We start from the raw sequence: 22,551 nt of genomic DNA, 5'->3' as shown, positions 1-22,551 counted from the left end.
TGATCAAGGGAAGACTCACCATCCGGGGTGTCCGATATGCGGCGAGTCTTCCCTTGATCAACGGCAAATTGTCAGGTGATCGTGATGCGGAGGATGCGGTCGCTGCCGTTGGCCTGGCCGCCGTTGTTGTCGCAGTTCGTCGTGCTCAGCCACAGCTGATCGCTGCCGGGGACCTTCGTCACCGTGCGGAGCCGGCCGTAGGTGCCGGTGTAGTAGGCCGTGGGCGTGCCCGTCGACTCGCCCGTGAGCAGCGGGATACGCCACATCTGCTGGCCGCGCAGCGCCGCCATGTAGACGACGTCCCGCACGATCGCGATGCCGCTCGGCGACGCGGCCGAGGTGGACCACTGCCGCTTCGGGTTCTCCATCCCGGCCACGCTGCAGGTGCCCTCACACGTCGGCCAGCCGTAGTTCTTGCCCGGCTTGATCAGGTTGAGTTCGTCGAGCATCGTGTCGCCGAACTCCGCCTCCCAGAGCCGCCCCTGCGAGTCGAAGGCGAGGCCCTGCGGGTTGCGGTGGCCGTAGCTGTAGACCCGGGTCCCGAACGGGTTGCCCGGCGCCGCCGCGCCCGTCGTGGTGATCCGCAGGATCTTGCCGTTGAGCGAGTTCACGTCCTGCGCGCGGCTGCTGGTCTGGCCGTCGCCGGTCGCGACGTAGAGGTACCCGTCCGGCCCGAACGCGAGCCGGCCGCCGTTGTGGTAACGGTTCTTGGCGATGCCCGACAGGATCGTCAGGTAACCGGTGAGGGTGCTGCCGTCATAGGTCATCCGGGCGACCCGGTTGCCCTCCGACGCCGTGTGCATGAAGTAGACGTAGTGGTTCGTCGCCCAGTTGGGGTCGACGGCGACGCCCATCAGGCCGCCCTCGCCATCGGTCGTCACCGTGTTGGGCACGGTGCCCACCTGTGTGCGTACCCCGGCGAGGGTGACCTTGAAGACCTTGAACTGCCCGCCGGTGACCTTGTCGTCCCGCTCGGTGACGAGCGCCGTCTGGCCGTCGGGCATGAAATAGGTCCCCCACGGGATCGTCCAGCCGCCCGAGATCTGCCCGATGCTCGACGGCACGCCGCCGCTGCAGGTCGAGGTCGTGAAGGTCACCGCGTTGCTCTGGGCCGAGACGTTGCCTGCGGCATCGCGGGCCACGACATTCAGCGTGTACGCCGTGTTGCACGCCAGGCCCGTGACGGACATCGTGGCGGCCGGTGGCGTACCGGTGACGGTCTTGATGACGGTCGTGCCGGTGCGCGCGTCGTAGGCCGTGACCCCGACGTTGTCCGTGGACGCCGTCCAGGTGAGCGTGACCGTGCTGCCGCTCAGGCCGGAGAAGGTGAGATTCGTCGGCGCGCTCGGTGCGGCCGTGTCGGAGCTCGCGGCCGTGGTGCAGATCGCCTGCGCGCTGGAGAGCGAGACGTTGCCGGCCGCGTCCTTGGCGAAGACCGAGAGGCGGTATTCGGTGTTGGGGTTCAGCCCGGTCAGGGTCTTCGACGCACCCGTGCCGATGCTCTGGCTGATCAGGTTGCCGTCGTTGTAGATGTCGTAGCCGACCACCCCGACGTTGTCGGTCGAGGCACCCCAGTTGAGCGTGAGGCTGTTCTCGGCGATCGCCGAGCAGCTCGGGGCGCCGGGGACGGTCGGTGCCTGCGAGTCGCTCTGGCCGGTGACGCGCAGCCGGTCCATGTTGCCGAGGCCGGTGGCGGTCGTGGCGGTGACGCGGACGGTGTTGCTGCCCGCGGTGAGCGTCGTGCTCACCGTGACCTCGGCCCAGGTGTCCCAGGTGGCGGTCGCCGGGAAGGGCTGGTTGCTCACCAGGTTGCCGTTGACGGCTACATCGCCGGGACGGGTGCCGCCGTTGCCGTGGGCGTAGCGGAACGTGAGCTGCGCGGTGCCCGTACTGGCGGCGGTCACGGTCCACTGGACGTACGACCCGGCGACGTTGTCGGTGTTGACGAAGCCCGTACCGGTGTAGCCGGCCCAGTTGCTCTCGACGAGGCCCTGCGAGATCGTCGCGTTCTCGGCCTGGTAGTCGGTGAAGGCGGGCTGCGTGGCGACCTCGAAGTCGAGGTAGTCGAAGTTGGCCGGCCCGTTGGCGGTCGTCGAGGTCACCCGGATAGTGTTGCTGCCCGGCGTGACGGGCGCGGTGATCGTCTTGTTGGCCCAGGTGTCGAAGTTGGTGGTGGCGTTGAAGGCCGACGCCGCCGCGACGACGCTGCCGTTGACGGCGATGTCGGCGGGCCGGTTCGTACCGGAGCCGTTGCTGTAGCGGATCGTGATCGTCGCGGTCCCGGCGGTCGCGGCATTGACGGTCCACTGTGTATAGCTGCCGACGACGTTGTCGTTGTTGACGAAGCCGGTGCCGGAGTAGCCGGTGTGATTCGCCTCGACCAGGCCCAGGCTGATCGTGGCGTTCTCCGCCTCGTAGCGGGTGGGGGCGGCCTGGGCAGGGCTCGTCACGAAGATCGACGCGATGAGCATGGTTACGGCCCCGAGGACGGTGGTACGCCGTAAACGCATGGAGTGCTCCTCTCGCTTACCGTTAGTTAAGTTGACTTACTTACACGCCGCCGATGTTAACGACGCTGATGCAAGTGAGTCAATATTTAGAGCGACCGCCATGGGCGGCTGACGGTCGCTCCCAGTGGCGTCAGAGCGAGGGCGGACCGAGGATTCGCCGGGTGGGGTCGCCCTCGACGACCGTGATGATGTCGTCGTCGACCCCGATGGCCCAGATGACCGCTCCGCTCCGAGCGCTCCCGCCGCCCTCGATGAGCTTGGGGACCGACGGAATGGGGGCGTAGGCGCGCATCGTGATCTCCGCTCCCGAGCGTTCGCTGATCCAGAACGTGCCCGCAGAGTTCTTCACCAGCAGCCGCCCACCGAATGCACTGGCCGAGGGCCGGGCCTGCTCCGCGACGAGCGACTGCAGTTGCGGCGCGGAATTCTGTGTCCACGTCCGTCCACCGTCAGCAGTCGCATAGACGACCTCGGCGCCTGCCACCTCGCCCACCACATAGGCCGTTTGCCAGTTGGGTGCGGCCAGCGTCGCATTGCGCAGGTTCGCCGGCAGCGGGCCGGTGAACCAGCTCCGTCCCCCGTCCTCGGTCCGAGCGACCGCAGACGACCCGTCGTTAGCCGTGCCCAGCAGCCAGAACGCTCCCACGGCGGTCTGCCGGGTGAGAGACCACGAGCGCAGTCCGGGCTGACGGTCGGTACGCAGCACCCTGCCGTCGGGCGCCACCGTCTCGAAGGACGTGGTCCGGCAACCGTCACAGCCACGCGGGGCCATCCGATCCGGAATGCCGGGCAGTGTGTAGACGGTCGGCTTCCACTCCCGCCAGGTCTCACCGCTGTCGCTCGTCAGATAGGTCTTGCCGATCACCGTGGCCGTGTAGGTGGTCGGCGAGAGCAGTTCGAAGGCGGCGTCCTTCTCGCCGAGACAGTCGATCGTCTGGACCGGCATGCGCCACGGGCTCCAGCTCCGGCCGGTGTCGGTGGTCACCCGTACGCGGATCATGCAGGAGCGGCTGACGACCACGGCGGTGTACTGATCGAACACGGTCACCAGATCGCCCTGCGAGTCGGGGACGAAGTCGGCGGAGCTCAGCACCGGTGTCGGCTGCGGCGAAGCAGTCGGTGTCGGCGAGATGCCGTCGGCTGGGGAGATCGGGAACAGTGGATAGAAAAGGCGCCCCGCCGCGATGGCTCCGATCACCGCGACCACGACCGCCGCGAGCACACCGTTGCGATGGCGCCTGTTGCGCCGCTTCGCACGTAGCGCGAGCTCGTCCAGCGGTGGCTGCGGGACGCCGGCGTCGAGCGGATCGGTGAGCATCACAGCGAGCGCGGCTCGCCCCCGGTGCAGCCGGGACTTGACCGTGCCGACCGAAACGTCGAGCGTGCGGGCCACCTCGTCGATCGGCAGATCCGAGAGGTAGTGCAGGGCCAGCGCGTGACGCTGTCCGGTGGGCAGCTCGCGTAGCGCGGAGAGTAGGGCGATGTGCTCCGGTGACGAATCCGGTACCACCGGATCAGGGACCACCCGCCTCAGGAGGAGATCGAGAACTCGCCGTCGCCGCCATCGGCTGCGAGCCAGGTTCGTCGCCACCTTGCGTAGCCACGCCTCGGGATTCTGCAGGTCGGCGAAGCCGCGCGGTGCGCAGAGCGCTCGCACGAACGCCTCCTGCACCACCTCCTGCGCCTCACCCAGATCGCCGGTCAGGGCATAGAGCTGCATCACCAGTCGGCGGAAGCTCTCGCCGTAAACCTCGCTGATCATCTCCCCGTGCGCCATCGCCGGCTCCCTTCGTCACCAACTCCACCAGCGAGCGGCCCGAAAGGTTCCCACGAAAAAGCGCCCCGCACCAGTTCGGTGCGGGGCGCTCGTCAGAGCAGGTCAGCTGACGCGACGCGGGCGGTCGTCCCGCTCGAAGCGGCGCGGGGCGTCGTGGCCACGGTTCTCGAAGCCACCACGGCCGCGCGGCCGGTCGTCGCGGTCGAAACGGCCACGGGGACGGTCGTCGCGGTCGAAGCGACGCGGGCGGTCACCGCCGCGAGGCGCGGACCGCGGCTCGTCCTTGACCGGTACGCCGGTCGGCTCCTTGGCGCCCGTGAGCTCCGTCAGCGCCGGGTCGCCGCTGCGGACCCGGTGCTCGGCGGGCTCGGCGACGCCGGCCTTCTGCATCATGGCGATCGTCGAACGCCGCTGCTTCGGCAGCACCAGCGTCGCGACGGCACCCGACTCACCGGCGCGGGCCGTGCGGCCGGCGCGGTGCAGGTAGTCCTTGGAGTCCTTGGGCGGGTCGACGTGCACGACCAGCGAGATCCCGTCGACGTGGATGCCGCGCGCCGCGACATCCGTGGCGACGAGCACCGTGGTGCGTCCCTCCTTGAACTCGGCGAGGGTGCGGGTGCGCACGGCCTGGGTCTTGCCGCCGTGCAGGCCGCCGGCGCGGACGCCGACCTCGCGGAGCTGCTCGACGAGGCGGTCGACACCGGCCTGCGTGCGAGCGAAGAACATCGTGCGTCCCTCGCGGGAGGCGATCGACGCCGTGACGGTGAACTTGTCATGCGGCGGGATCAGCAGCATGTAGTGGTCCATCGTGGTCACCGACGTGGTGCTCGGCGATGTCGAGTGGGTCACCGGGTCGGTCATGAAGCGCTTGACCAGCGTGTCGACATCACCGTCGAGAGTGGCCGAGAAGAGCAGGCGCTGCGCGTCGGCGGGCGTCTTGGCGAGCAGCTCGGTGACCTCGGGCAGGAAGCCCATGTCGGCCATCTGGTCGGCCTCGTCGAGGACCGAGATCTCGATCGCCGAGAGGTTGCAGACGCCCCGCTCGATCAGGTCGCCGAGGCGGCCCGGGGTGGCGACGAGGACATCGAGGCCGCGCTCGAGGCCCTGGATCTGCCGGTCGTAGGGGACGCCGCCGAACGCGGTGGCGAGGAAGAGTCCCATCTCCCGGGCGAACGGCCGGAGCGAGTCGGCGACCTGCATCGCGAGCTCACGGGTCGGCACCATGATCAGTGCCTTGGGGTGGTAGGCCTTGGGCCGTCCGGTGCCGCCGAGGCGGGCCAGGACGGGCAGGCCGAACGCGAGGGTCTTGCCGGAGCCGGTCTGGCCACGGCCGAGCACGTCCCGGCCCGCGAGGGCGTCGGGGACGGTGGCCGCCTGGATCTCGAACGGCACGGTGATCCCCTCGCGGGCGAGTGCCCGGACGAGGGTCTTCGGCAGGCCGAGGTCGGCGAAGGTGGGGCCGGTGGGCGCTGCGACTGCGGTGTCCGCCGTCGCCGTGGTGACATCGGCCTGGTCAGGGTCGATCTCGAAGACGGACGGAAACGTGGTGGGATCAGTGATGCTTGACAAGCCGGAACTCCTTGATTGACACGGTGGAGGCATCCCCGCGTCTGGACCGGCCGTGCTTAATTCGCCGACATCACACACATCGCAGGAACGCTCGAGTGCAGAAAGAACGCGAGCCGATGGCCCGCGACATAGATAGTCTACGCCGACTGTCCGGTTATCCGCGCTCGGGTTACGCCTTACGTGTGCGGTCTCACCCTCCAGAGACCATCTGGAGGGTTCGATCGTTACGGTGCCGGGTCGGGCGTCGGACTCGGCGCGGCCGAGATCGGCTGCGGCGAGATGGGCTCGGGCTGCGGCTCCGGCTCCGTGGTCTCCTCGACGGGCGGCACCGGGCTCGGCGACGACGACGGGCTCTTGCTCGGCGATGAGCTGGGCGAGGGCGACGTGGAGGGGCTCGTGGTCCGCGACGGGCTGGGCGAGGGGCTCGTGGTCCGCGACGGGCTGGAGGTGGCCGAGGGGCTCGTGCTCGCCTTGGGGACCGCGGGCAGCACCCGGGTCGCGCCGTAGAACCGGGACCACCACACGGTCGAGATCTTCACCACATCGCCGGTCGTGGGCGCGTGGACCATCTTGCCGTCCCCGATATACATCCCGACGTGGTGGATCGTGTCCGAGTTGTAGGAGTCGGTCGCGAAGAAGAGCAGGTCACCGGGGAGCAGGTCGTAGCGGCCGACGGAGTGGCTCTTGGTGCCCTGGTACTGATCGCGGGAGACGCGGGGGAGCGATTCGCCGACGGTCTTGTACGCACGCCACATCAGGCCGGAGCAGTCGTAGCGGTTGGGTCCCTCGGAGCCCCACTCGTAGGGCTTGCCCCGCTGGCTCAGCGCGAAGCGAACCGCCGCCACCGCCCGGGGGTTGGCCTGGTAGTTGCCGACCACGTCATCGCCGGGGAAGCCGCCGCCGGCCTGCTGCTCCTGGCGCTCCTGCTCCCGCTCGATCACCGCGAGCTGGTCGGCGTGGCGCTTGCGGAGCTCCAGCAGGGCAGCTTCGCGCTGGCGGTAGGTGACCTCGAGGGCGCCGAAGGCGGCAGTCGCGTCGCGGTCGGTGATCACGGCCTTGTCGTACGTCTTCTTCGCGGCCGCCGCGGACTCGGTGGCGAAGCTCAGGTCGCGGGCGGCGGAGGCACCGGTGATCATCGGGTCGTCGACGCGCGGGGCGAGGCCGTCGAGGCCGAGCCCCGGCACGCCGCCCTGCTCCTGGTAGACCCGCGACATCGCTTCGTCATAGGCGGCCTTGGCCGCTTCGAGCCGCTCGTCGGCCTGCTTCTTCGCATACTCCGCGAAGAGCAGGTCGGTCTTGGCGGTGATCCGGGCCTCGTCGAGCACGCGCAGCTTCTCGGCGAGGACGCCGACCTCGAGCTGGGCGGCCGAGAGCTGGTTGGCGAGGGCCATGATCGCCGTCGTGGCGGTCGACTGCACCGGGATGTTGCCGAAGGGAAGGCTGAGGGTGCCGTTGGGCACGGGACGCACACCGCTGTCGGGCACGGACGTCATCGCGGACGGCGACGGCGTGGGCGCGGCATGGGCCGAGGTCGCCGTCGTCGTGATGATTGTCGCGGTCAGCAGGGCAGACAAACGTGCCGCCCCGGCGCCTCGTCGCGTCATGGTGTGTGCTCCCCCGGTCCCTGAAGGCTGTAGCCCCTTCATGTTTCTAGCGCACACAGACAACAAAGTCGATTGCGGGAAGCTGAAGACTTCCTGACTACCACCCGCCTGCGGTCGGTCGTTCAGGCGTCGCAGTAGGCTCACTGAGGAATGTGAGGAGGCGTGCCATGGCGGGGACGACGTCGGTGACCGGGTCACTAGATGCAGGTCGCATGCGCGAGCTGGAGGAGAAGGTCTACGCGGGCGAGCGGCTGGACCGCTCCGACGGCGAGGCGCTCTACGCCACGGACGACCTGGCGTGGCTGGGGCGACTGGCACACCATGTCCGGACCGAGAAGAACGGCGACCGGGTGATGTTCAACGTCAACCGGCACCTCAACCTCACCAACGTCTGCTCGGCGAGCTGCGCATACTGCTCCTTCCAGCGCAAGCCCGGTGAGAAGGACGCCTACACCATGCGTGTGGAGGAGGCGGTCCGCAAGGCCAAGGAGATGGAGGATGAGCAGCTCACGGAGTTGCACATCGTCAACGGCCTGCACCCGACCCTGCCCTGGAAGTACTACCCCCGGGTGCTGCGGGAGCTGAAGGCCGCGCTGCCGAACGTCTCGCTCAAGTGCTTCACCGCCACCGAGGTCCAGTGGTTCGAGAAGATCTCCGGCCTGTCCGCCGACGAGATCCTCGACGAGCTGATCGACGCCGGTCTCGACTCGCTCACCGGTGGTGGCGCCGAGATCTTCGACTGGGAGGTCCGCCAGCACATCGTCGACCACGCCTGCCACTGGGAGGACTGGTCCCGGATCCACCGCCTGGCGCACCAGAAGGGTCTCAAGACCCCGTCGACGATGCTCTACGGCCACATCGAGGAGCCCCGGCACCGGGTCGACCACGTGCTCCGGCTGCGCGAGCTGCAGGACGAGACGGGTGGCTTCGCCGTCTTCATCCCGCTGCGCTACCAGCACGACTTCGTCGACAGCGCGGACGGCAAGATCCGCAACCGGATCCAGGCGCAGACCACGATGGCCTCGCCCGCCGAGTCGCTGAAGACCTTCGCCGTCTCGCGGCTGATGCTCGACAACTTCGATCACGTGAAGTGCTTCTGGGTGATGCACGGCCTGTCGTTGGCGCAGCTCTCGCTCAACTTCGGCGCCGACGACCTGGACGGCTCGGTCGTGGAATACAAGATCACCCACGACGCCGACAGCTACGGCACGCCGCACACGATGCACCGTGACGACCTGCTCAACCTCATCTGGGACGCCGGCTTCACGCCGGTCGAGCGCAACACCCGTTACCAGGTCGTCCGGGAGTATGACGCGCCGACATCGATGGCCGAACGTCGGCGTGAGCCGCAGCAGGTCTGGGCGTAAGGTGCTGGCGTGGGTCCCGGACTGAAATACACACTCGCCCGCCTCGGCCTGCTGGTCGCGGTGCTGTTGGTGCTGCTGCCGTTCAACTTCGATCTGCTGCTCAAGCTGCTGATCGCGGTCGCCGTCTCGGCGATCCTGTCCTACTTCCTGCTGCGCGGTCTCCGCGATCAGTACGCGGTGAAGCTGGGCGAGACGATGGACCGCCGCCGGGAGGAGAAGGAGAAGCTTCGCTCCACTCTCGCCGGTGACGCGCCCGCAGCGGGTGCCGCCCCGGTCGACGAGGCGGACAACGACCGCGACTCCGACGGCCCGACGAAGAAGCCCGCGGAGAAGTAAGAGCCCAAGGTCACGACATCGCCGCCGGATGGCCTCCGGCGGCGATGCGGCTGTTAGCCTCCTGCGCAAGACCGCTAGCAGCGAAGCCGGTGTGAATCCGGCGCTGTCCCGCAACTGTGTGCCCCTCCCGCGCCGCCCTTCGAGGCCGGGCCGGGGCCAGCCAGGTCGCCTGCGCAGCGGTCGCGACATTCGACGCTCTCGAGGAAGCGCGTCTCGCAGACCGGCGCCCTGACGTGCGTGCCCTGTCGGCGGACACCCCTCGACCGACAGGAGGCACAGTGATGCGCGGTAACAGAAGGAGTGCCCTCGGGCTCATCGCGGCCCTCGCGATCGGGCTCGCCGGTTGCGCCACCGAGACCCCGGCGGCGGCGCCGAGCGCGACCGGCGGCGCCTACCCGGTGACGGTCGGATCGGTCACGCTGGCCCAGCAGCCAACGAAGATCGTTTCGCTCTCGCCGACCCTCACCGAGATGCTCTTCGCGATCGGGGCGGGCAAGCAGGTGACCGCGGTCGACGATCAGTCCAACTTCCCGGCCGACGCGCCCAAGACCGATCTCTCGGGCTTCAAGCCCAACGCCGAGGCGATCGCGGCGAAGAACCCCGACCTGGTCGTGCTCTCCGACAATCTCAACGAGATCGTCGCGCAGCTCACCACCCTGAAGATCCCGGTCTTCGTGGCGCCGGCGGCGAAGACCGTGGAGGACTCCTACCGGCAGATCGCCGACCTGGGCACGCTCACCGGGCACCCGGCGGACGCGGCGAGCCTGGTCGAGTCGATGAAGGGCAGGATGGCGGCGGCGCTCGCGTCGGTGCAGAAGCGGGCGAAGCCGCTGACCTACTTCTACGAGTTGAGCCCGGACCTCTACTCCGCGACGTCGAAGACCTTCATCGGTTCGCTGTTCAGCCTGGCCGGGCTGACCAACATCGCCGACCCCCTCGACTCGGCGGCCACCGGCGGATATCCGCAGCTCTCGGCGGAGGCGCTCGTCAAGGCCAACCCCGACATGGTCTTCCTCGCCGACACCAAGTGCTGCCAGCAGACGCCGGAGACGGTGAAGGCCCGGGCCGGCTGGGCGGGCGTCACGGCCGTCGCGAAGTCGCAGATCGTCGGCCTCGACGACGACATCGCCTCGCGCTGGGGACCCCGCGTCGTGGATCTCTTCGCCGCCATCACCGGCGCGGTGAACAAGGTCCCCGCGTGACAGGGACGGAGGTGCTGTGACCCGGCTTCGGGTGTCGTGGGTGCTGCTCGGGGTGGCGGCCGTCGTCGTGGCGGCCATCGCCGGGGTGGCACTTGGCCCCGTCCGCCTCCCGCCCCTGGGCGTCGCCGCGGAGCTGCTCAACCTCATCCCCGGCGTACACCTCGATTCGGGGCTCAACGAGCGCGAGATCGCGATCATCATCGAGCTGCGACTGCCCCGGGTCGTGCTGGGCCTGCTCGTCGGCGCGATGCTCGCGCTCGCGGGCGGTTGCTACCAGGGCGTCTTCCGCAATCCGCTCGCCGACCCCTACCTGCTGGGGGTCGCGGCGGGCGCCGGGCTCGGCGCGACCGTCGCCATCGCGGTCCACGGCAGCGCGGGCGCCGTGCCCGCTTTCGCCTTCGTCGGCGCCCTCACGGCCGTCGGACTCACCTACCTCCTGGGGTACGCCGCTGGCCGCGACCGGTCGACCAGCACCCTGATCCTGGGCGGGATCGCGATCTCCAGCTTCCTCGCCGCGGTCCAGACCTATCTGCTGCAGCGGCACGTCGACACGATCCGCGAGGTCTACTCGTGGCTGCTGGGACGCCTCGCCACGGACGGCTGGTCGGACACGCTGATGATCGCGCCCTACGCCGTCGTCACCGCGATCGTCGTGCTGCTGCTGCGCCGGGAGCTCGACGTGCTCAGCGTCGGCGACGCCGAGGCGGCGAGCCTCGGGCTGCACCCCGGGCGGTCCCGGTTGATCCTGGTGATCGCGGCGTCGCTCGCCACCGCGGCGGCCGTCGCCGTCTCCGGGCTGATCGGCTTCGTCGGCATCATCGTGCCGCACCTGGTCCGCCTGCTCACCGGCGCTTCCTACCGGGTGATCCTGCCGCTGTCGATGCTCTTCGGTGCGGCGTTCCTCGCCATCGCCGACCTCGCCGCGCGGACCGTGGTCGCACCGGCGGAGCTGCCGATCGGCGTGGTCACGGCCTTCCTCGGCGCACCCTTCTTCATCGTGGTGCTCCGCACGACCCGATCGGTACGCGTCTGATGCTCCAGGTCCGCGATCTCACGGTCACCCTCGGCGGCGCCACGATCGTCGACCGCGTCTCGATCGGGGTCGACCCCGGCGAGTGGGTGACGATCATCGGGCCCAACGGTGCCGGGAAGTCGACGGTGCTGCGCGCGGTCGGCGGGGTGCTGCCCTTCCAGGGGTCGATCACGATCGGCGGGCAGGAGTCCGCGGCGCTGACCCGGCGAGCCCGGGCCCGCAGCGTCGCCTCGGTCGCCCAGACACCCGTGGTGCCCGCCGGGATGAGCGTGCTGGAGTACGCGCTGCTCGGGCGTACCCCCCATGTCCCTGTCCTGGGGCGCGAGTCGGCCGCGGACCTCGCCGTGGTCGAGGGTGTGCTCGCCCAGCTGGACCTGGAGCGTTTCGCGGCCCGGCCGCTGGAGACGCTCTCGGGCGGCGAGCAGCAGCGGGTCTTCCTCGCCCGGGCGCTGGCCCAGCAGGCGCCGCTGCTGCTGCTCGACGAGCCGACCAGCGCGCTCGACATCGGCCACCAACAGGACGTGCTGGAGCTCGTCGACGAGCTGCGCCGCGAGAACCGGCTCACGGTGCTCGCCACGATGCACGACCTCTCGATCGCGGGCGAGTACGCCGATCGCCTGGTCCTGCTCGATGAGGGCCGGGTCGTCGCCGAGGGCCCGCCGGAGCTGGTGCTGACGGAGGAGCTGCTGGGACGGCATTACCGGGCGAATGTCCGGATCATCCCCGGGGATCACGGTCCACTGGTGGTGCCGGTGCGGCGAAGCTCGAACAGCTGAGGGCCCGTCCGGAGACGGGCCCTCAGCTTCACGTTGTGTCGGTACGTGCGGTCGCCTCGCGGCGAGTGGCGCACTACAGCTCTTGGCCGAGGCCAGTATTCCGTAATGGCTTTATATTGAGGCCCGGGGACACTGTCCACGCACCGACCGGACTAACGATACCCGCATCAGCCGTCCGGTCGAGGGCTTCCCGGCCGGATGAACGTCACATCACCGCCCGGCGAGTCGCGCCCGCTCCGCCTCGAGCTCAGCCCTGCCGGAAGCGGCCATCTCGGCTCGTTCGGCGTCGCTGAGCTGCTCATAGCGTTCGGCGAAGCGCTCGACGAAGGGGTTGAGCCCGGCCGCGAAGGCCGGTGAGCTGAAGACGTCGCGCAGGTGGGCCCGCCCGGCGAGGATGTCGTCGGCGAGGCGCCGGAAGTCCTCGTTGTCGCTGCGCTCGCGGAGCAGGCTGAGCGAGTGCCGCAGGTGCTGCGAGATCGCCCGGTCGCCGCGGGCCACGTCCAGGATCGGCTCGTCATCGTCGGGCACGGTTCACACCCCCGGGTGGTTGTATGCGGATCCGGGCAGTGCGTGCTGCTCCATGCCCTGCAGCCCGCCGAGGTACCCGGCGACGAGACCGGTGAAGACCTGTACGCCGGCCCAGGCGGCATCGTGCGCGCTGAGCACCGCGTACCAGACCTCGACGGCGGCGGCGATGGAGGCTGCGGTCGCGAGCGCACCCGCGATGCCGCCGACGACCGTCCAGCTCGACGCGGCGGTGGCGGCGGCCGAGATGGCGGCGACGATGACGAGGTCGGTGAGGTCCTGGAAGAGGCTCTGCAGACCCTGCGCCGCCTCCTGCATGCCCGCGGTCAGCGAATGGAACTGGCCCGAGATGCTCTCCAGGGCGGCGACCTGGTCGTGGAGGGTCTTCACGATGCCGTCGAAGTAGGCCTTGGCGGCGTCGGCCGCATGGCCCTGCCACTCGTCGCCGAAGACCGCCCGGCCCTCGCTCTCGATCGCCAGGGCGTACTGCCGGTTGAAGTCGGCGAGGTTCTTGAGCGCGTCGCTCGCCTCGGCGGCGGCGTGCCAGTCGCCCGTGTACTGCTCGATCACCCATTCCCACGGGTTGGTGCCGCAGACCTGCTGCACGATCCAGCCGATCCAGTAGGACGGGCTGATGTACTGCTTGGCGCCGAGGATGTTGTTGACCAGATCCGGAATCGGCGGGTTCGCGACGGGAGCGACGAGCTCCGCCGCGGGCGCGTAGGCCATCGGTCGACTCCTCTCAGTAGGTCGCGTCGATCTTCGCGGCGGCTGCGGCGTCGGTGTCGCGGTAGTGGTCCGCCGCCTTGACGATCTCCTGCGCGGAAGCGGTGGCCAGCTTGCTGAGCTGCGAGTAGTTGGCCATGAGCGCTTCCCGGACCGTCGTGGCCGACTCGACCACGGTGAAGAACATGCGGCCCTTGTCATAGCCGATGCCGAGGTGATTGCGCACATAGGAGACTGCGGCGTCCGCGTCGTCCGTGAGGCTGTCGATCTGTCGGCCGAAACCGCGGATGGCTTGCTGATCCGCCGTGAAACTCATCCAATCCCTCCCCAGGGGCTCGGTTCGAGACGCTACCGGAGTCGGGCGTGGCGCGCGGACCGCGTGGGCGTGAGGTATTGACATTGCTGAGCTGTCCTGCTCGAATTTGAAAGGCAAACTGACTGTCTATTCACCTCCGCTCCAAGCGACCCCCCACGAATGGACCCCGCATGAAGAACCCAGCAAGACTCGCCGGGATAGCCGCAGCCGCGGCCCTGGTCATCGCCGCACCCATCGCGCTCGCCCTCAGCGCCGAGGCCGCCGAGACCCTGCTCTCCCAGGGCAAGCCCGCCACCGCGTCGTCCATCGAGGACAGCACGCTCACCGCTGCGAAAGCCTTCGACGGCAGTGCCACCACCCGCTGGGCCAGCGCCGAGGGCGTCGACCCGCAGTGGATCCGCGTCGACCTGGGCGCCACCGCGACGATCACGCACGTCGTGCTCACGTGGGAGGCCGCCTACGGCAAGTCCTACCAGATCCAGACCTCCGCCGACGGCAGCGCCTGGACCAGCATCTACTCCACCACCACCGGCAACGGCGCGACCGACGACCTCACCGGCCTGTCCGGCTCCGGCCGCTACGTCCGGCTCAACGGCACCGCTCGCGGCACGGCCTACGGCTACTCGCTCTTCGAGTTCAAGGTCTACGGCAACGGCACGACGCCCTCGCCGAGCGCTTCCCTCTCGCGTAGCGCCACCCCGTCGGCGTCGCCCAGCCCGTCCGGCGGCACGCACGTCGACCTGAACGACCCGCGCAAGAAGGACATCGCGATGCAGATCGTCTCCAGCGCGGAGAACTCATCGCTGAACTGGAAGGCGCAGTACAAGTACATCGAGGACATCGGCGACGGCCGCGGCTACACCGCCGGCATCATCGGATTCTGCTCCGGCACCGGTGACATGCTGCAGCTCGTCGAGCTCTACACGTCGCGCAAGCCCGGCAACATCCTGGCGAAGTACCTCCCGGCGCTGCGCAACGTCGACGGCACCGACTCGCATGCCGGCCTCGACCCCAACTACACGAAGGACTGGGCGACGGCCGCTGCCGACACGGTCTTCCAGACCGCGCAGAACGACATCCGCGACCAGGTCTACTTCAACCCGGCCGTGGCGCAGGCGAAGGCCGACGGTGTCTGGGCGCTGGGCCAGTTCATCTACTACGACGCGATCGTGATGCACGGCGACGGCGGGGACCCGGCGAGCTTCCGGTCGATCCGCACCAACGCGCTGAAGAAGGCGAAGCCGCCGTCGCAGGGCGGCAACCAGACGACCTGGCTGCACGCCTTCCTCGACGCCCGGGTGGTGGCGATGAAGCTGGAGGAGGCGCACAGTGACACCTCCCGGGTGGACACCGCGCAACGGGTGTTCTTGAACAACGGCAACCTCGATCTGAATACGCCGCTGTCGTGGCACGTATACGGAGACCCGTTCTCCATCGCGTAGTCGGGTGGTGCGGTTTCGGGGCGGATCGATCCGCCCCGAAACCTCTGTCTCGGGCCGGTTTCCGGGGATCTCGGTAGGATGCCTTCCGGGGGAGGAGGGCTTTCATGTCTACTGTGGAAGTGCCGGGGGCGCTGATCTCGGTGGGGCGGTTGCCCTCGGTGTGTGCTCGGCACGGGATCGGTGCCCGGCGGCGGGTTCGGTTCGTGATCAAATCCCGGCCGGATGTGGGGCCGGTGACCGAGGTGCTGCACCCGGGCAAGACGGCGTTGGGCCGAGGCGTGGAGTATTCGCGCCGTGTGAAGTTGGTGCCCGTGGACGGCTGGCCGCTGTGCGAGGCGTGCGTCCGGGTGCGGCTGGTGTCCCTGGTCGCCGCCGGTGTCTTGTTCTTCGGCGGCATCGTGGCGCTGGTGGCCGGGTTCGTCGCGGGGAGCCTGTGGCCGCTGCTCGGCGGGCTGGTCGGGATCTTCCTCGCGGTGGTGCCGTTCAGCTGGGGGAGTCTGCCCCGGCTGACGGGGACCGAGGCTGCTGCGGACGGTGAGTCGGTGCTGGTGAAGGATGCCCACCCGACTTTCGCCACCGAACTCCAAGCCCTGATCACCCAACCCTGAGCCGCCAAGATCGCCGCAACTCTTGAAGAGTTGCGGCGATCTTGGCGGCCCTGCGGCGTATGCCTGCGGCGCATAGGGCGGCGCTGCGGTCAGGCGAGGGGTGCCGGGAGCGGGGTGTCGTGCAGGACGGTCAGGGCCGTGACCGCACGAGTGAGGACGACGTAGAGGCGGTGTAGGCCGCGTTCCTCGGCGGCGACGATGTCGGCGGGTTCGATGACGATGACGTGGTCGTACTCCAGGCCCTTGGCGAGGGTGGCGCCGATGACGGTGAGCCGTTCGTCGTCCTCGGGGCCGCCGGGGCTGAGCCCGGCCGCCGTCAGGGTGGCGATCACCGAGGGGATCGACGCGTCGGCGCAGATGACACCGACGGAGCCCGGCTCGGTCAGGGCATCGGCCGCCGTGGCTGCCAGATCGCCGACCTTGCCGAAGATCAGCCGACCGTCGGGGCGCAGGGACCTCGCGGGCGGCACGTCCACGGCGAGCGAGGGCAGGAGCCGGTTGGCGAGTTCGAGGACCTGCTCCGGTACGCGGAAGCCGATCGTCAGCGGAACCACCCGGGCGTCGGGCTTGCCGAGGTGGTGCAGCGTGTCCCGCCAGTCCGTCGCCGACCAGGGTGCGGTGCCCTGGGCCAGGTCGCCCAGGAGGGTCACCGAACCGTGGCTGCTGCGCCGGGCGATCGCCCTGGCCTGCATGGGGGAGAGGTCCTGCGCCTCGTCGATGACGATGTGCCCGGCGCTCGGCACGCTCTCCAGCAGCCCGGCCGCCTCGTCGATCAGCAGCGCATCGGCGGTGCTCCACTTCGCCGTCTTCACCGAGCGGGGCGGCGTCGCCCACGCGATCGCCTCGAACCCCTCCGGCGGGTCGGTGAGCAGCTCGGCGACGAGTCCCTCGGGCGTGACGACCGGCCACACCTCGTCGAGGTACGCCGCGACCGGCCCGATCTTGCCCATCTTGCGCTGCCACGCCTCGCCGGGTGATTCGCCGCGCGCCTCCGACTGGCGCAGCAGCAGGTCGACGACGCGGGAACGCACCCGCTCCCGGCCGAGCGAGTAGGCCGGTTCCTCGCGCCGGACATCGTCGACGATCCGGGTCAGCGGGCCCAGGTCGATGCGCCACCGGTAGGAGCCGTCGGAGACGGTGATGGGTGCGCTCGGTCGGCGTACCCGTCGCCAGAGGAGGGACCGGAGCTGCTCCGCGACGCGCGCGTCGTGCTTGAGCGCGGCGGCGGCCGGCGAATCGGTGGCGCGGACCGCGACGTGGCCGATCAGGTCCTCGACCGTGTGCTGCTTGACCTCGACCTCGCCGAGCGCGGGCAGGACAGCCGCGATGTAGCGCAGGAAGGCGCTGTTGGGTCCGATGATCAGGACCCCGGACCGGCGGAGGCGCTCCCGGTGCAGATAGAGCAGGTACGCCGCCCGGTGCAGCCCGACGGCCGTCTTGCCGGTGCCGGGTGCCCCCTGGACGCAGATCGACTCGTCGAGCTCGGCGCGGACCAGCTCGTCCTGCTCGGGCTGGATCGTGGCGACGATGTCGCGCATCGGCCCGACGCGCGGGCGCTCGATCTCGTTGGTGAGGATCGTGCTCCGCGTGCCGAGCTCCTCACCCCGGTTGAGGTGCTCGTCCTCGAAGCTCGTCAGCTCGCCGGTGGCGAAGCCGAACCGTCGGCGCACCCCGACGCCCTGCGGATCGCGGGCGCTGGCGCGATAGAACGAGCGGGAGACGGGTGCCCGCCAGTCGAGCACGAGCGGCTCGCCGACGGCGTCGGTGACGTGGCGTCGGCCGATGTGAAAGGTGTGTCCGGCGTGCTCGGTGCCGTCGAAGCTGAGCTTGCCGAAGAAGAGCGGCGTCGTCGGGTCGTCGGCGAGCTCCTTGACGCGCATCGCGAGGGTGCGCCCCAGGGTTTCCGCAGCGTAGGCATCGCCCGCGACCTGATTGCCGGTGGCGAAGAGGCCTTCAGCCCGCTCGCGCATGGCGCGCAGGGCCTCGCGGCTGACGGTGAGGTGAGTTTGTTCGGCGGCCAAATCGTGGTCAAGGTCACTCATGGATATCTGCTCCGGCACGCAGCGAGGGCCGCCCGGCGCTCCGCAGCACTTCACAGTGGGCGGTGTCGGCGTTGCCGTAGGAAGAGAAGAAAGGCGATTCTACGGCAGACGTGAAATCCGGGACCACCTAATATCACTGGTCGTGGACGAAATTAATGCGCCTGCCCGAGGAGTGACCGAGCGAAGCGAGGCAGCCCCGCCGGGGGCGCCGGCGGAGAGCGAGCCCAGGCGGCAGAACATCAGCGACCCCGAGGTCATGCGGGCGCTGGCGCATCCGGCACGGCTGACGATCCTGGAGCACCTCACCAGCGGCGCCGGCGAGATCACGGCGACGGAGGCGGCGAAGCTCGTCGGCCTCTCCCCCAGCGCGACCAGCTATCACCTGCGGGCGCTGGCGAAGGCGGGCATGGTCGAGGACGCGCCCGGCCGAGGCGACGGCCGCGAGCGGGTGTGGCGCAGCCCGCACAAGGGCTGGTCCATCAACGCCGGTCAGGACGCCGCGCCCGAGGCGCTCGCCGCCGAACGCGCGCTCGTCGAGCTCTTCGTCGCCCGCGAGCAGGAGCGGCTGGAGTCGTGGTTCGACCGGTCCCGCGACGAACCGAAGGAGTGGTTCGAAGCGGCGTTCCTCGCCGAGTCGCTGCTGCTCGTCACCGCCGACGAGCTGAAGGAGCTGCTCGCCCAGGTCACTGACCTGCTCGAACCCTTCAAGCGCAGCGCCCGCCAGGAGGCCCCGCCCGAGGGGACCCGCCTTGTCTCCTTCCAGACACGCGGTGTCCCGATCGACTGATCTCCGTTGACTTCAGATTTATGAAGGACTAACTTCACAGTATGTCTTTCATAAATGGCGCCCGCCCGACCACCGACTGGCGTGACGTCTGGATCTCGTCCGGTGCCCAGCTCATCTCCGGCACCGGTTCGTTCCTCGTCATGACCACCCTGCTGCTCGCCTTCCAGGACGGCGGCGAGGGTGGGTTCGCCGTGGCCGGACTCGCCATCGCCGCCGCCCTGCCGATGGTCGTGCTCGCGCCGATCACCGGCCGGATGGCGGACCGGATCGACTCCCGCCTGCTCATCGTCGTGGCCGGGGTGTTCCAGGTCATCGCGGCACTCCTGCTCTCCGTCGCGCACGGAGTGATCGCGCAGATCGCCCTCCTCACTCTTCTTTGCGTGGGTACGGCGATCGGCCAACCCGTGCGCGCCGCGCTCCTGCCCGCCATGGCGAGCCGGGCCGACCTGCCGAAGGCGAGCGCCATCGGGCAGACCGCCTCGTCGATCGGGGTCATGATCGGCCCGGCCCTCGCCGGTTTCGCCCTCGACGGCCTCGGTGTCGCCAACACGCTGCGCTGGGCCTCGGTGGCGTACGTCGGCACCATCGCGGCCGGCCTCCTGCTCCGCACCCGGCGCGGCGGCTCCGCACCCGAATCATCCCGCTCGTCCGTCGCGTCGAGCGCCCGCGTCACGATGGAACCGCTGCTCCGCATCATGATCATTGGTCTCGCGGTCGTCATCGGCGCCGTCTCCGCCGTCAACGTGGTCGACGTCTTCTTCGTCCGGGGCACGCTGGGCGCTTCGGCCTCCGCCTACGGCGTGATCAGCTCCATGTGGATGGTCGGGATGCTCGCCGGTGCGTGGATCATGGCCCGCCTCATCCGCCACGCCAAGGACGACGGTGCCCTGGTGAGCTGGATGTTCCTCTCGCTGCTCGGCACGGGAGCGGCGATCGCGTTGATGGCGGCGGCGCCGGGTGCCGCCTGGCTCGTACCGCTGCTGCTGCTCGGCGGCTCGCTCAACGGCACCGAGAACGTGCTCGTCACCACTGTGCTCGGCCGCAGAGCGGCGCCGTCGTCGCGGGGTCGTATCTCGGCGACGCTGCAGGCGACGGTCCAGGGGATGGGGCTGCTCGGGTTCATGGCCGGTGGGCTGCTCGTGGAGCTCTTCGAGCCCCGGCCCATCGTGCTCGGCGCCGGTCTGGCCGGGATCGTCGCGGTGGCGGTCGTCTCCCCCTGGGTGGCCCGAGCGATCCGCACGTCCCGCGAGCCGATGCCCCCGATGCCGCAGCCGGTCCCCCTAACTCGCGAAGATCTGGTCCGCGCTGCCTAGCTCGCCTCAAGATCGCACCATCTTGGGGGAAGAAGGTGTGATCAAGCCTCATGATCAGCCCTTCTTCCCCCAAGATGGTGCGATCACTGAGGGCGGGCGCGTCAAGATCCGGGCAACTTCGGGGAAGCAGACGTGATCACGGCCCGTGATCACGTCTGCTTCCCTGAAGCACGTGTGATCTCCCTCAGCGCCGCCGATCAGCGCCGTAGCAATGCGCGAAGCAGCATGATCGCGCTGTTTCCCGGAAACACTCCCCTCGAAGCGCCTCCGTAGGGCCAACTTCCGGGAAAGAGCGCGATCATGCGCGGCGTTAGGCGCTGTTTCCCGGAATGTGCGTGATCATCGCCAAGCCCGAGCTGAGCCCTGGCCGAGACCGAGCCGGGCCCTTTCCGGAACGGCCGATATGCGCGAGGTGCGGTGCGTCCATGCCGCACAGCCCACCCTTCTCGGCGAGCTCCTGATCTTGAGATCGGCGCAGGTCAGGCGCTGAAGAAGACCGGGCCGGACTCGGCGAGCGCGGGAGCATCTCCCCTGATCGCGACACGCGCGGCGAATTCACGGATGCCCGCGATCTGGCGCTCCCCCAGCGAGAAGTCCAGCGCCCGGAAGTAGCCCGCGAGCGTCGCCGCATCGAACGGTTCCCACTTCGCCGCCGCCGCAGCCACCTCGTCAAGCTCCGCCAAGCACAGGTCCCGAGACCGCAGGAACGCCTCGTGCACGTCCTTGACCAGCCCGGGGTGCCGGGTCGCGAAGTCGCGCCGCACCGCCCAGACCGCGAACACCATCGGCAGCCCGGTCCACTCCCGCCAGGCCGCCCCGAGGTCGGTGACCTCCAGCCCGCTGTTGGGCGCGTCATAGAGCGCGCGCAGCGCCACGTCGCCGATGAGCACCCCCGCCGGTGCCTCCAGCAGCATCACGGTCAGGTCGGGTGGACAGCGGAAATACTCGGGGTGCACGCCGTACGCCTGCTCGAGCAGCAGTTGTGCGAGGAGCACGCCGGTACGCGAGGTGGACCCCAACGCCACCCGCTGCCCGTCGAGCTCGGCGAGCGGCTTGGTGGAGACGAGGTTGACGCTGAGCACGGGCCCGTCGGAGCCGACCGCGAGGTCGGGCAGGAGCAGCAGCTCGTCGGCGTGGCGGAGATATTCCACCAGCGAGATCGGGCCGATGTCGAGGTCACCCGCGACGAGGGCGGCGTTGAGCTGGTCGGGTGAGTCCTTGTGGAGGTCGACGTCGATGAGGGCGCCGGACCGCATGAGGCCCCAGTAGATCGGTAGGCAGTTCAGGAACTGGATGTGCCCGACCCGGGGACGCCTCTCTGCGATCATGCTTCGACCCTACTCGGCTCCGGCCAGGGCTTCTCGTCGGACGTGGCGCACTGTGGTGCGTACCCACGGAAGGACCGTGAGGACCGCGATCAGGCCGGCCGACCCGGCGACCATGATGATGCCGCGAGGGGTGTGACCTGCTTCAAGGCTGAGGCCGCCGATGACGTAGCCGACGAGGAGCGAGCCCTGGATCGCGGCCTGCATGATCGCTGCGACGCGGCCGCGGGCCTCCGGCGCGGCCCGGCGGCCCATGAGTGTGGTGATGAGCACGTTGTCGGCGCCGTTGAGCGAGCCGGCGATGAGCCAGATCGGCACCATCCACACCGCGGAGCCGATGCTGGAGAGGGTGGCGATGAGCACGGCGGTCGCGCCGAGGGTGACGAAGAGCCAGACGGCGAGCGTGCCGTCGTCGCGCTTCTCGGCCATCTTCGCCTGCGCCCAGGCGCCCGCGACCATGCCGAGCGGCCACATCGCGGTGAGGACGCCGAAGATCCCGGGCGACGCGCCGAGCGTCTCGCGGACGAAGAAGACCTCGACGACGTTGACGACCGAGACCGTGGCGACGACGGCCGCAGTGCCGAGGAAGGTCACCTTGAGCAGGCTGTCCAGCGGCAGCCTGGGCTCCGCACGCCACGACGCGCCGCTGCTGGTCACCCTTTCACTTCGGCGGGTACGCAGAACGAGCCCCAGCACGATGGTGGAGACGAACCCGATCGCCGCCCACCGCATCGTCGGGTCCACGCCGTAGAGGTAGGCGAATCCGGCGACGGGCGGACCGCCCATGGGCCCGATGACGGAGGCGGTCTGCCCGATGGCACCGGCCCGGGGCAGGTCCTCCTCGGTGACCATCGCGGGCAGCAGGGCGGCCCGGACGGGTTGGGCGATCGCCGTACCGGTGAAGAGCAGCGCCATCGCCACGATCTTGCCGGTGATCCCGGGTAGGACCGGAATCAGCAGGCAGGCCCCGATCTGGATGCAGCCGGCGACGATCAGCAGGAGCCGCGAGTCGAAGCGGTCCGCGAGCCGGCCGGTGATCGGTGCGAAGAGCACGGTCGGTACGGCGGCGGCGATCACCACGGCCGCGACCGCGAGTCCCGCGTCCTCGCCGCCGTGCTCCTGCGCGTTGAGGATGAGCAGCGTGACGATGACGGCGGCGCCGAGTCCGGAGAGGACCTGGGCGACGGCGAGGAGCCAGACATCGCGCCAGAGCGAGACGGCCGGTGTGGACGGGGCTGCTGCGGCTGGGGTGTGCGGCATGGCGCGAAGGGTATTACGTGCTGTCTTGTCCCG

General features: G+C 69.5%; 18 protein-coding genes and 1 pseudogene. 9 read left to right on the top strand and 10 right to left on the bottom strand.

The window, feature by feature from the left end; translation table 11 throughout:
* Positions 1–71 precede the first annotated feature (71 nt).
* The 4 genes and pseudogenes from F4553_RS20630 to F4553_RS20615 all read right to left on the bottom strand — a co-directional run bounded on the left by F4553_RS20630 (position 72) and on the right by F4553_RS20615 (position 7,460).
* A complete protein-coding gene (locus F4553_RS20630) occupies positions 72–2,510 on the bottom strand; it encodes a PQQ-dependent sugar dehydrogenase (protein ID WP_184838396.1) in 2,439 nt (812 codons plus the stop codon).
* A gap of 130 nt (positions 2,511–2,640) precedes the next feature.
* Positions 2,641–4,287: a sigma-70 family RNA polymerase sigma factor gene (locus F4553_RS20625; protein ID WP_184838394.1), complete on the bottom strand. Its 1,647-nt coding sequence runs from the start codon at positions 4,285–4,287 to the stop codon at positions 2,641–2,643.
* Between the two features lie 111 nt (positions 4,288–4,398).
* Positions 4,399–5,889, bottom strand: a pseudogene (locus tag F4553_RS20620) (DEAD/DEAH box helicase); the annotation flags it as partial.
* Between the two features lie 191 nt (positions 5,890–6,080).
* Positions 6,081–7,460, bottom strand: a complete 1,380-nt coding sequence (locus F4553_RS20615) for a C40 family peptidase (protein ID WP_184838390.1) — start codon at positions 7,458–7,460, stop codon at positions 6,081–6,083.
* A gap of 167 nt (positions 7,461–7,627) precedes the next feature.
* Here F4553_RS20615 and mqnE point away from each other — a divergent pair, with 167 nt between their 5' ends.
* The 5 genes from mqnE (at position 7,628) to F4553_RS20590 (ending at position 12,174) form a co-directional block, all read left to right on the top strand.
* Positions 7,628–8,827 carry an aminofutalosine synthase MqnE gene (gene mqnE / locus F4553_RS20610; RefSeq protein WP_184838388.1) on the top strand — a complete coding sequence of 400 codons (1,200 nt, stop codon included), beginning with the start codon at positions 7,628–7,630 and terminating at the stop codon, positions 8,825–8,827.
* Positions 8,828–8,836: 9 nt separating this feature from the next.
* Positions 8,837–9,163: a DUF4229 domain-containing protein gene (locus F4553_RS20605; protein WP_184838386.1), complete on the top strand. Its 327-nt coding sequence runs from the start codon at positions 8,837–8,839 to the stop codon at positions 9,161–9,163.
* Between the two features lie 281 nt (positions 9,164–9,444).
* Positions 9,445–10,365, top strand: coding sequence for an ABC transporter substrate-binding protein (locus tag F4553_RS20600; protein ID WP_184838384.1), 921 nt, complete (start codon positions 9,445–9,447; stop codon positions 10,363–10,365).
* A gap of 16 nt (positions 10,366–10,381) precedes the next feature.
* Positions 10,382–11,398, top strand: coding sequence for a FecCD family ABC transporter permease (locus tag F4553_RS20595; protein ID WP_184838382.1), 1,017 nt, complete (start codon positions 10,382–10,384; stop codon positions 11,396–11,398).
* Entirely contained in the window at positions 11,398–12,174 is a 777-nt protein-coding gene (locus tag F4553_RS20590; RefSeq protein WP_184838380.1) for an ABC transporter ATP-binding protein, read from the top strand. The genes F4553_RS20595 and F4553_RS20590 overlap by 1 nt, the downstream gene beginning before the upstream one ends.
* 210 nt (positions 12,175–12,384) lie before the next feature.
* Here F4553_RS20590 and F4553_RS20585 read toward each other — a convergent pair whose 3' ends face one another.
* The 3 genes from F4553_RS20585 to F4553_RS20575 are packed head-to-tail and all read right to left on the bottom strand — an operon-like array spanning position 12,385 to position 13,741.
* A complete protein-coding gene (locus tag F4553_RS20585) occupies positions 12,385–12,702 on the bottom strand; it encodes a hypothetical protein (protein WP_184838378.1) in 318 nt (105 codons plus the stop codon).
* Positions 12,703–12,705: 3 nt separating this feature from the next.
* A complete protein-coding gene (locus F4553_RS20580) occupies positions 12,706–13,428 on the bottom strand; it encodes a hypothetical protein (protein ID WP_184838376.1) in 723 nt (240 codons plus the stop codon).
* 13 nt (positions 13,429–13,441) lie between these two features.
* Positions 13,442–13,741: a hypothetical protein gene (locus F4553_RS20575; protein WP_184838374.1), complete on the bottom strand. Its 300-nt coding sequence runs from the start codon at positions 13,739–13,741 to the stop codon at positions 13,442–13,444.
* A gap of 170 nt (positions 13,742–13,911) precedes the next feature.
* Here F4553_RS20575 and F4553_RS20570 point away from each other — a divergent pair, with 170 nt between their 5' ends.
* Together F4553_RS20570 and F4553_RS20565 are read left to right on the top strand one after the other, a co-directional pair.
* Positions 13,912–15,183, top strand: a complete 1,272-nt coding sequence (locus tag F4553_RS20570) for a chitosanase (RefSeq protein WP_184838372.1) — start codon at positions 13,912–13,914, stop codon at positions 15,181–15,183.
* 104 nt (positions 15,184–15,287) lie between these two features.
* Positions 15,288–15,791 (top strand): hypothetical protein, encoded by a 504-nt coding sequence (locus tag F4553_RS20565; protein ID WP_184838370.1) that lies wholly within the window; start codon positions 15,288–15,290, stop codon positions 15,789–15,791.
* A gap of 89 nt (positions 15,792–15,880) precedes the next feature.
* On the opposite strand, the gene F4553_RS20560 is transcribed toward F4553_RS20565, so the two are convergent.
* A complete protein-coding gene (locus tag F4553_RS20560; protein WP_184838368.1) occupies positions 15,881–17,833 on the bottom strand; it encodes a HelD family protein in 1,953 nt (650 codons plus the stop codon).
* Between the two features lie 142 nt (positions 17,834–17,975).
* Between F4553_RS20560 and F4553_RS20555 the strand changes: the two genes are divergently transcribed.
* Together F4553_RS20555 and F4553_RS20550 are read left to right on the top strand one after the other, a co-directional pair.
* Positions 17,976–18,620 carry an ArsR/SmtB family transcription factor gene (locus F4553_RS20555; protein ID WP_312875284.1) on the top strand — a complete coding sequence of 215 codons (645 nt, stop codon included), beginning with the start codon at positions 17,976–17,978 and terminating at the stop codon, positions 18,618–18,620.
* Between the two features lie 41 nt (positions 18,621–18,661).
* Positions 18,662–19,933: an MFS transporter gene (locus F4553_RS20550; RefSeq protein WP_184838366.1), complete on the top strand. Its 1,272-nt coding sequence runs from the start codon at positions 18,662–18,664 to the stop codon at positions 19,931–19,933.
* Between the two features lie 479 nt (positions 19,934–20,412).
* Here F4553_RS20550 and F4553_RS20545 read toward each other — a convergent pair whose 3' ends face one another.
* Together F4553_RS20545 and F4553_RS20540 are read right to left on the bottom strand one after the other, a co-directional pair.
* On the bottom strand, positions 20,413–21,261 hold the full coding sequence (locus tag F4553_RS20545) for a menaquinone biosynthetic enzyme MqnA/MqnD family protein (protein WP_184838364.1): 849 nt from the start codon (positions 21,259–21,261) through the stop codon (positions 20,413–20,415).
* 9 nt (positions 21,262–21,270) lie between these two features.
* Positions 21,271–22,518 carry an MFS transporter gene (locus tag F4553_RS20540; RefSeq protein ID WP_184838362.1) on the bottom strand — a complete coding sequence of 416 codons (1,248 nt, stop codon included), beginning with the start codon at positions 22,516–22,518 and terminating at the stop codon, positions 21,271–21,273.
* Positions 22,519–22,551: the final 33 nt, after the last annotated feature.

Source organism: Allocatelliglobosispora scoriae (genome assembly GCF_014204945.1).
GTDB lineage: Bacteria > Actinomycetota > Actinomycetes > Mycobacteriales > Micromonosporaceae > Allocatelliglobosispora > Allocatelliglobosispora scoriae.
The sequence above is the reverse complement of the archived record's forward strand: the minus strand, read 5'-3'. Positions and strand labels throughout refer to the sequence as shown.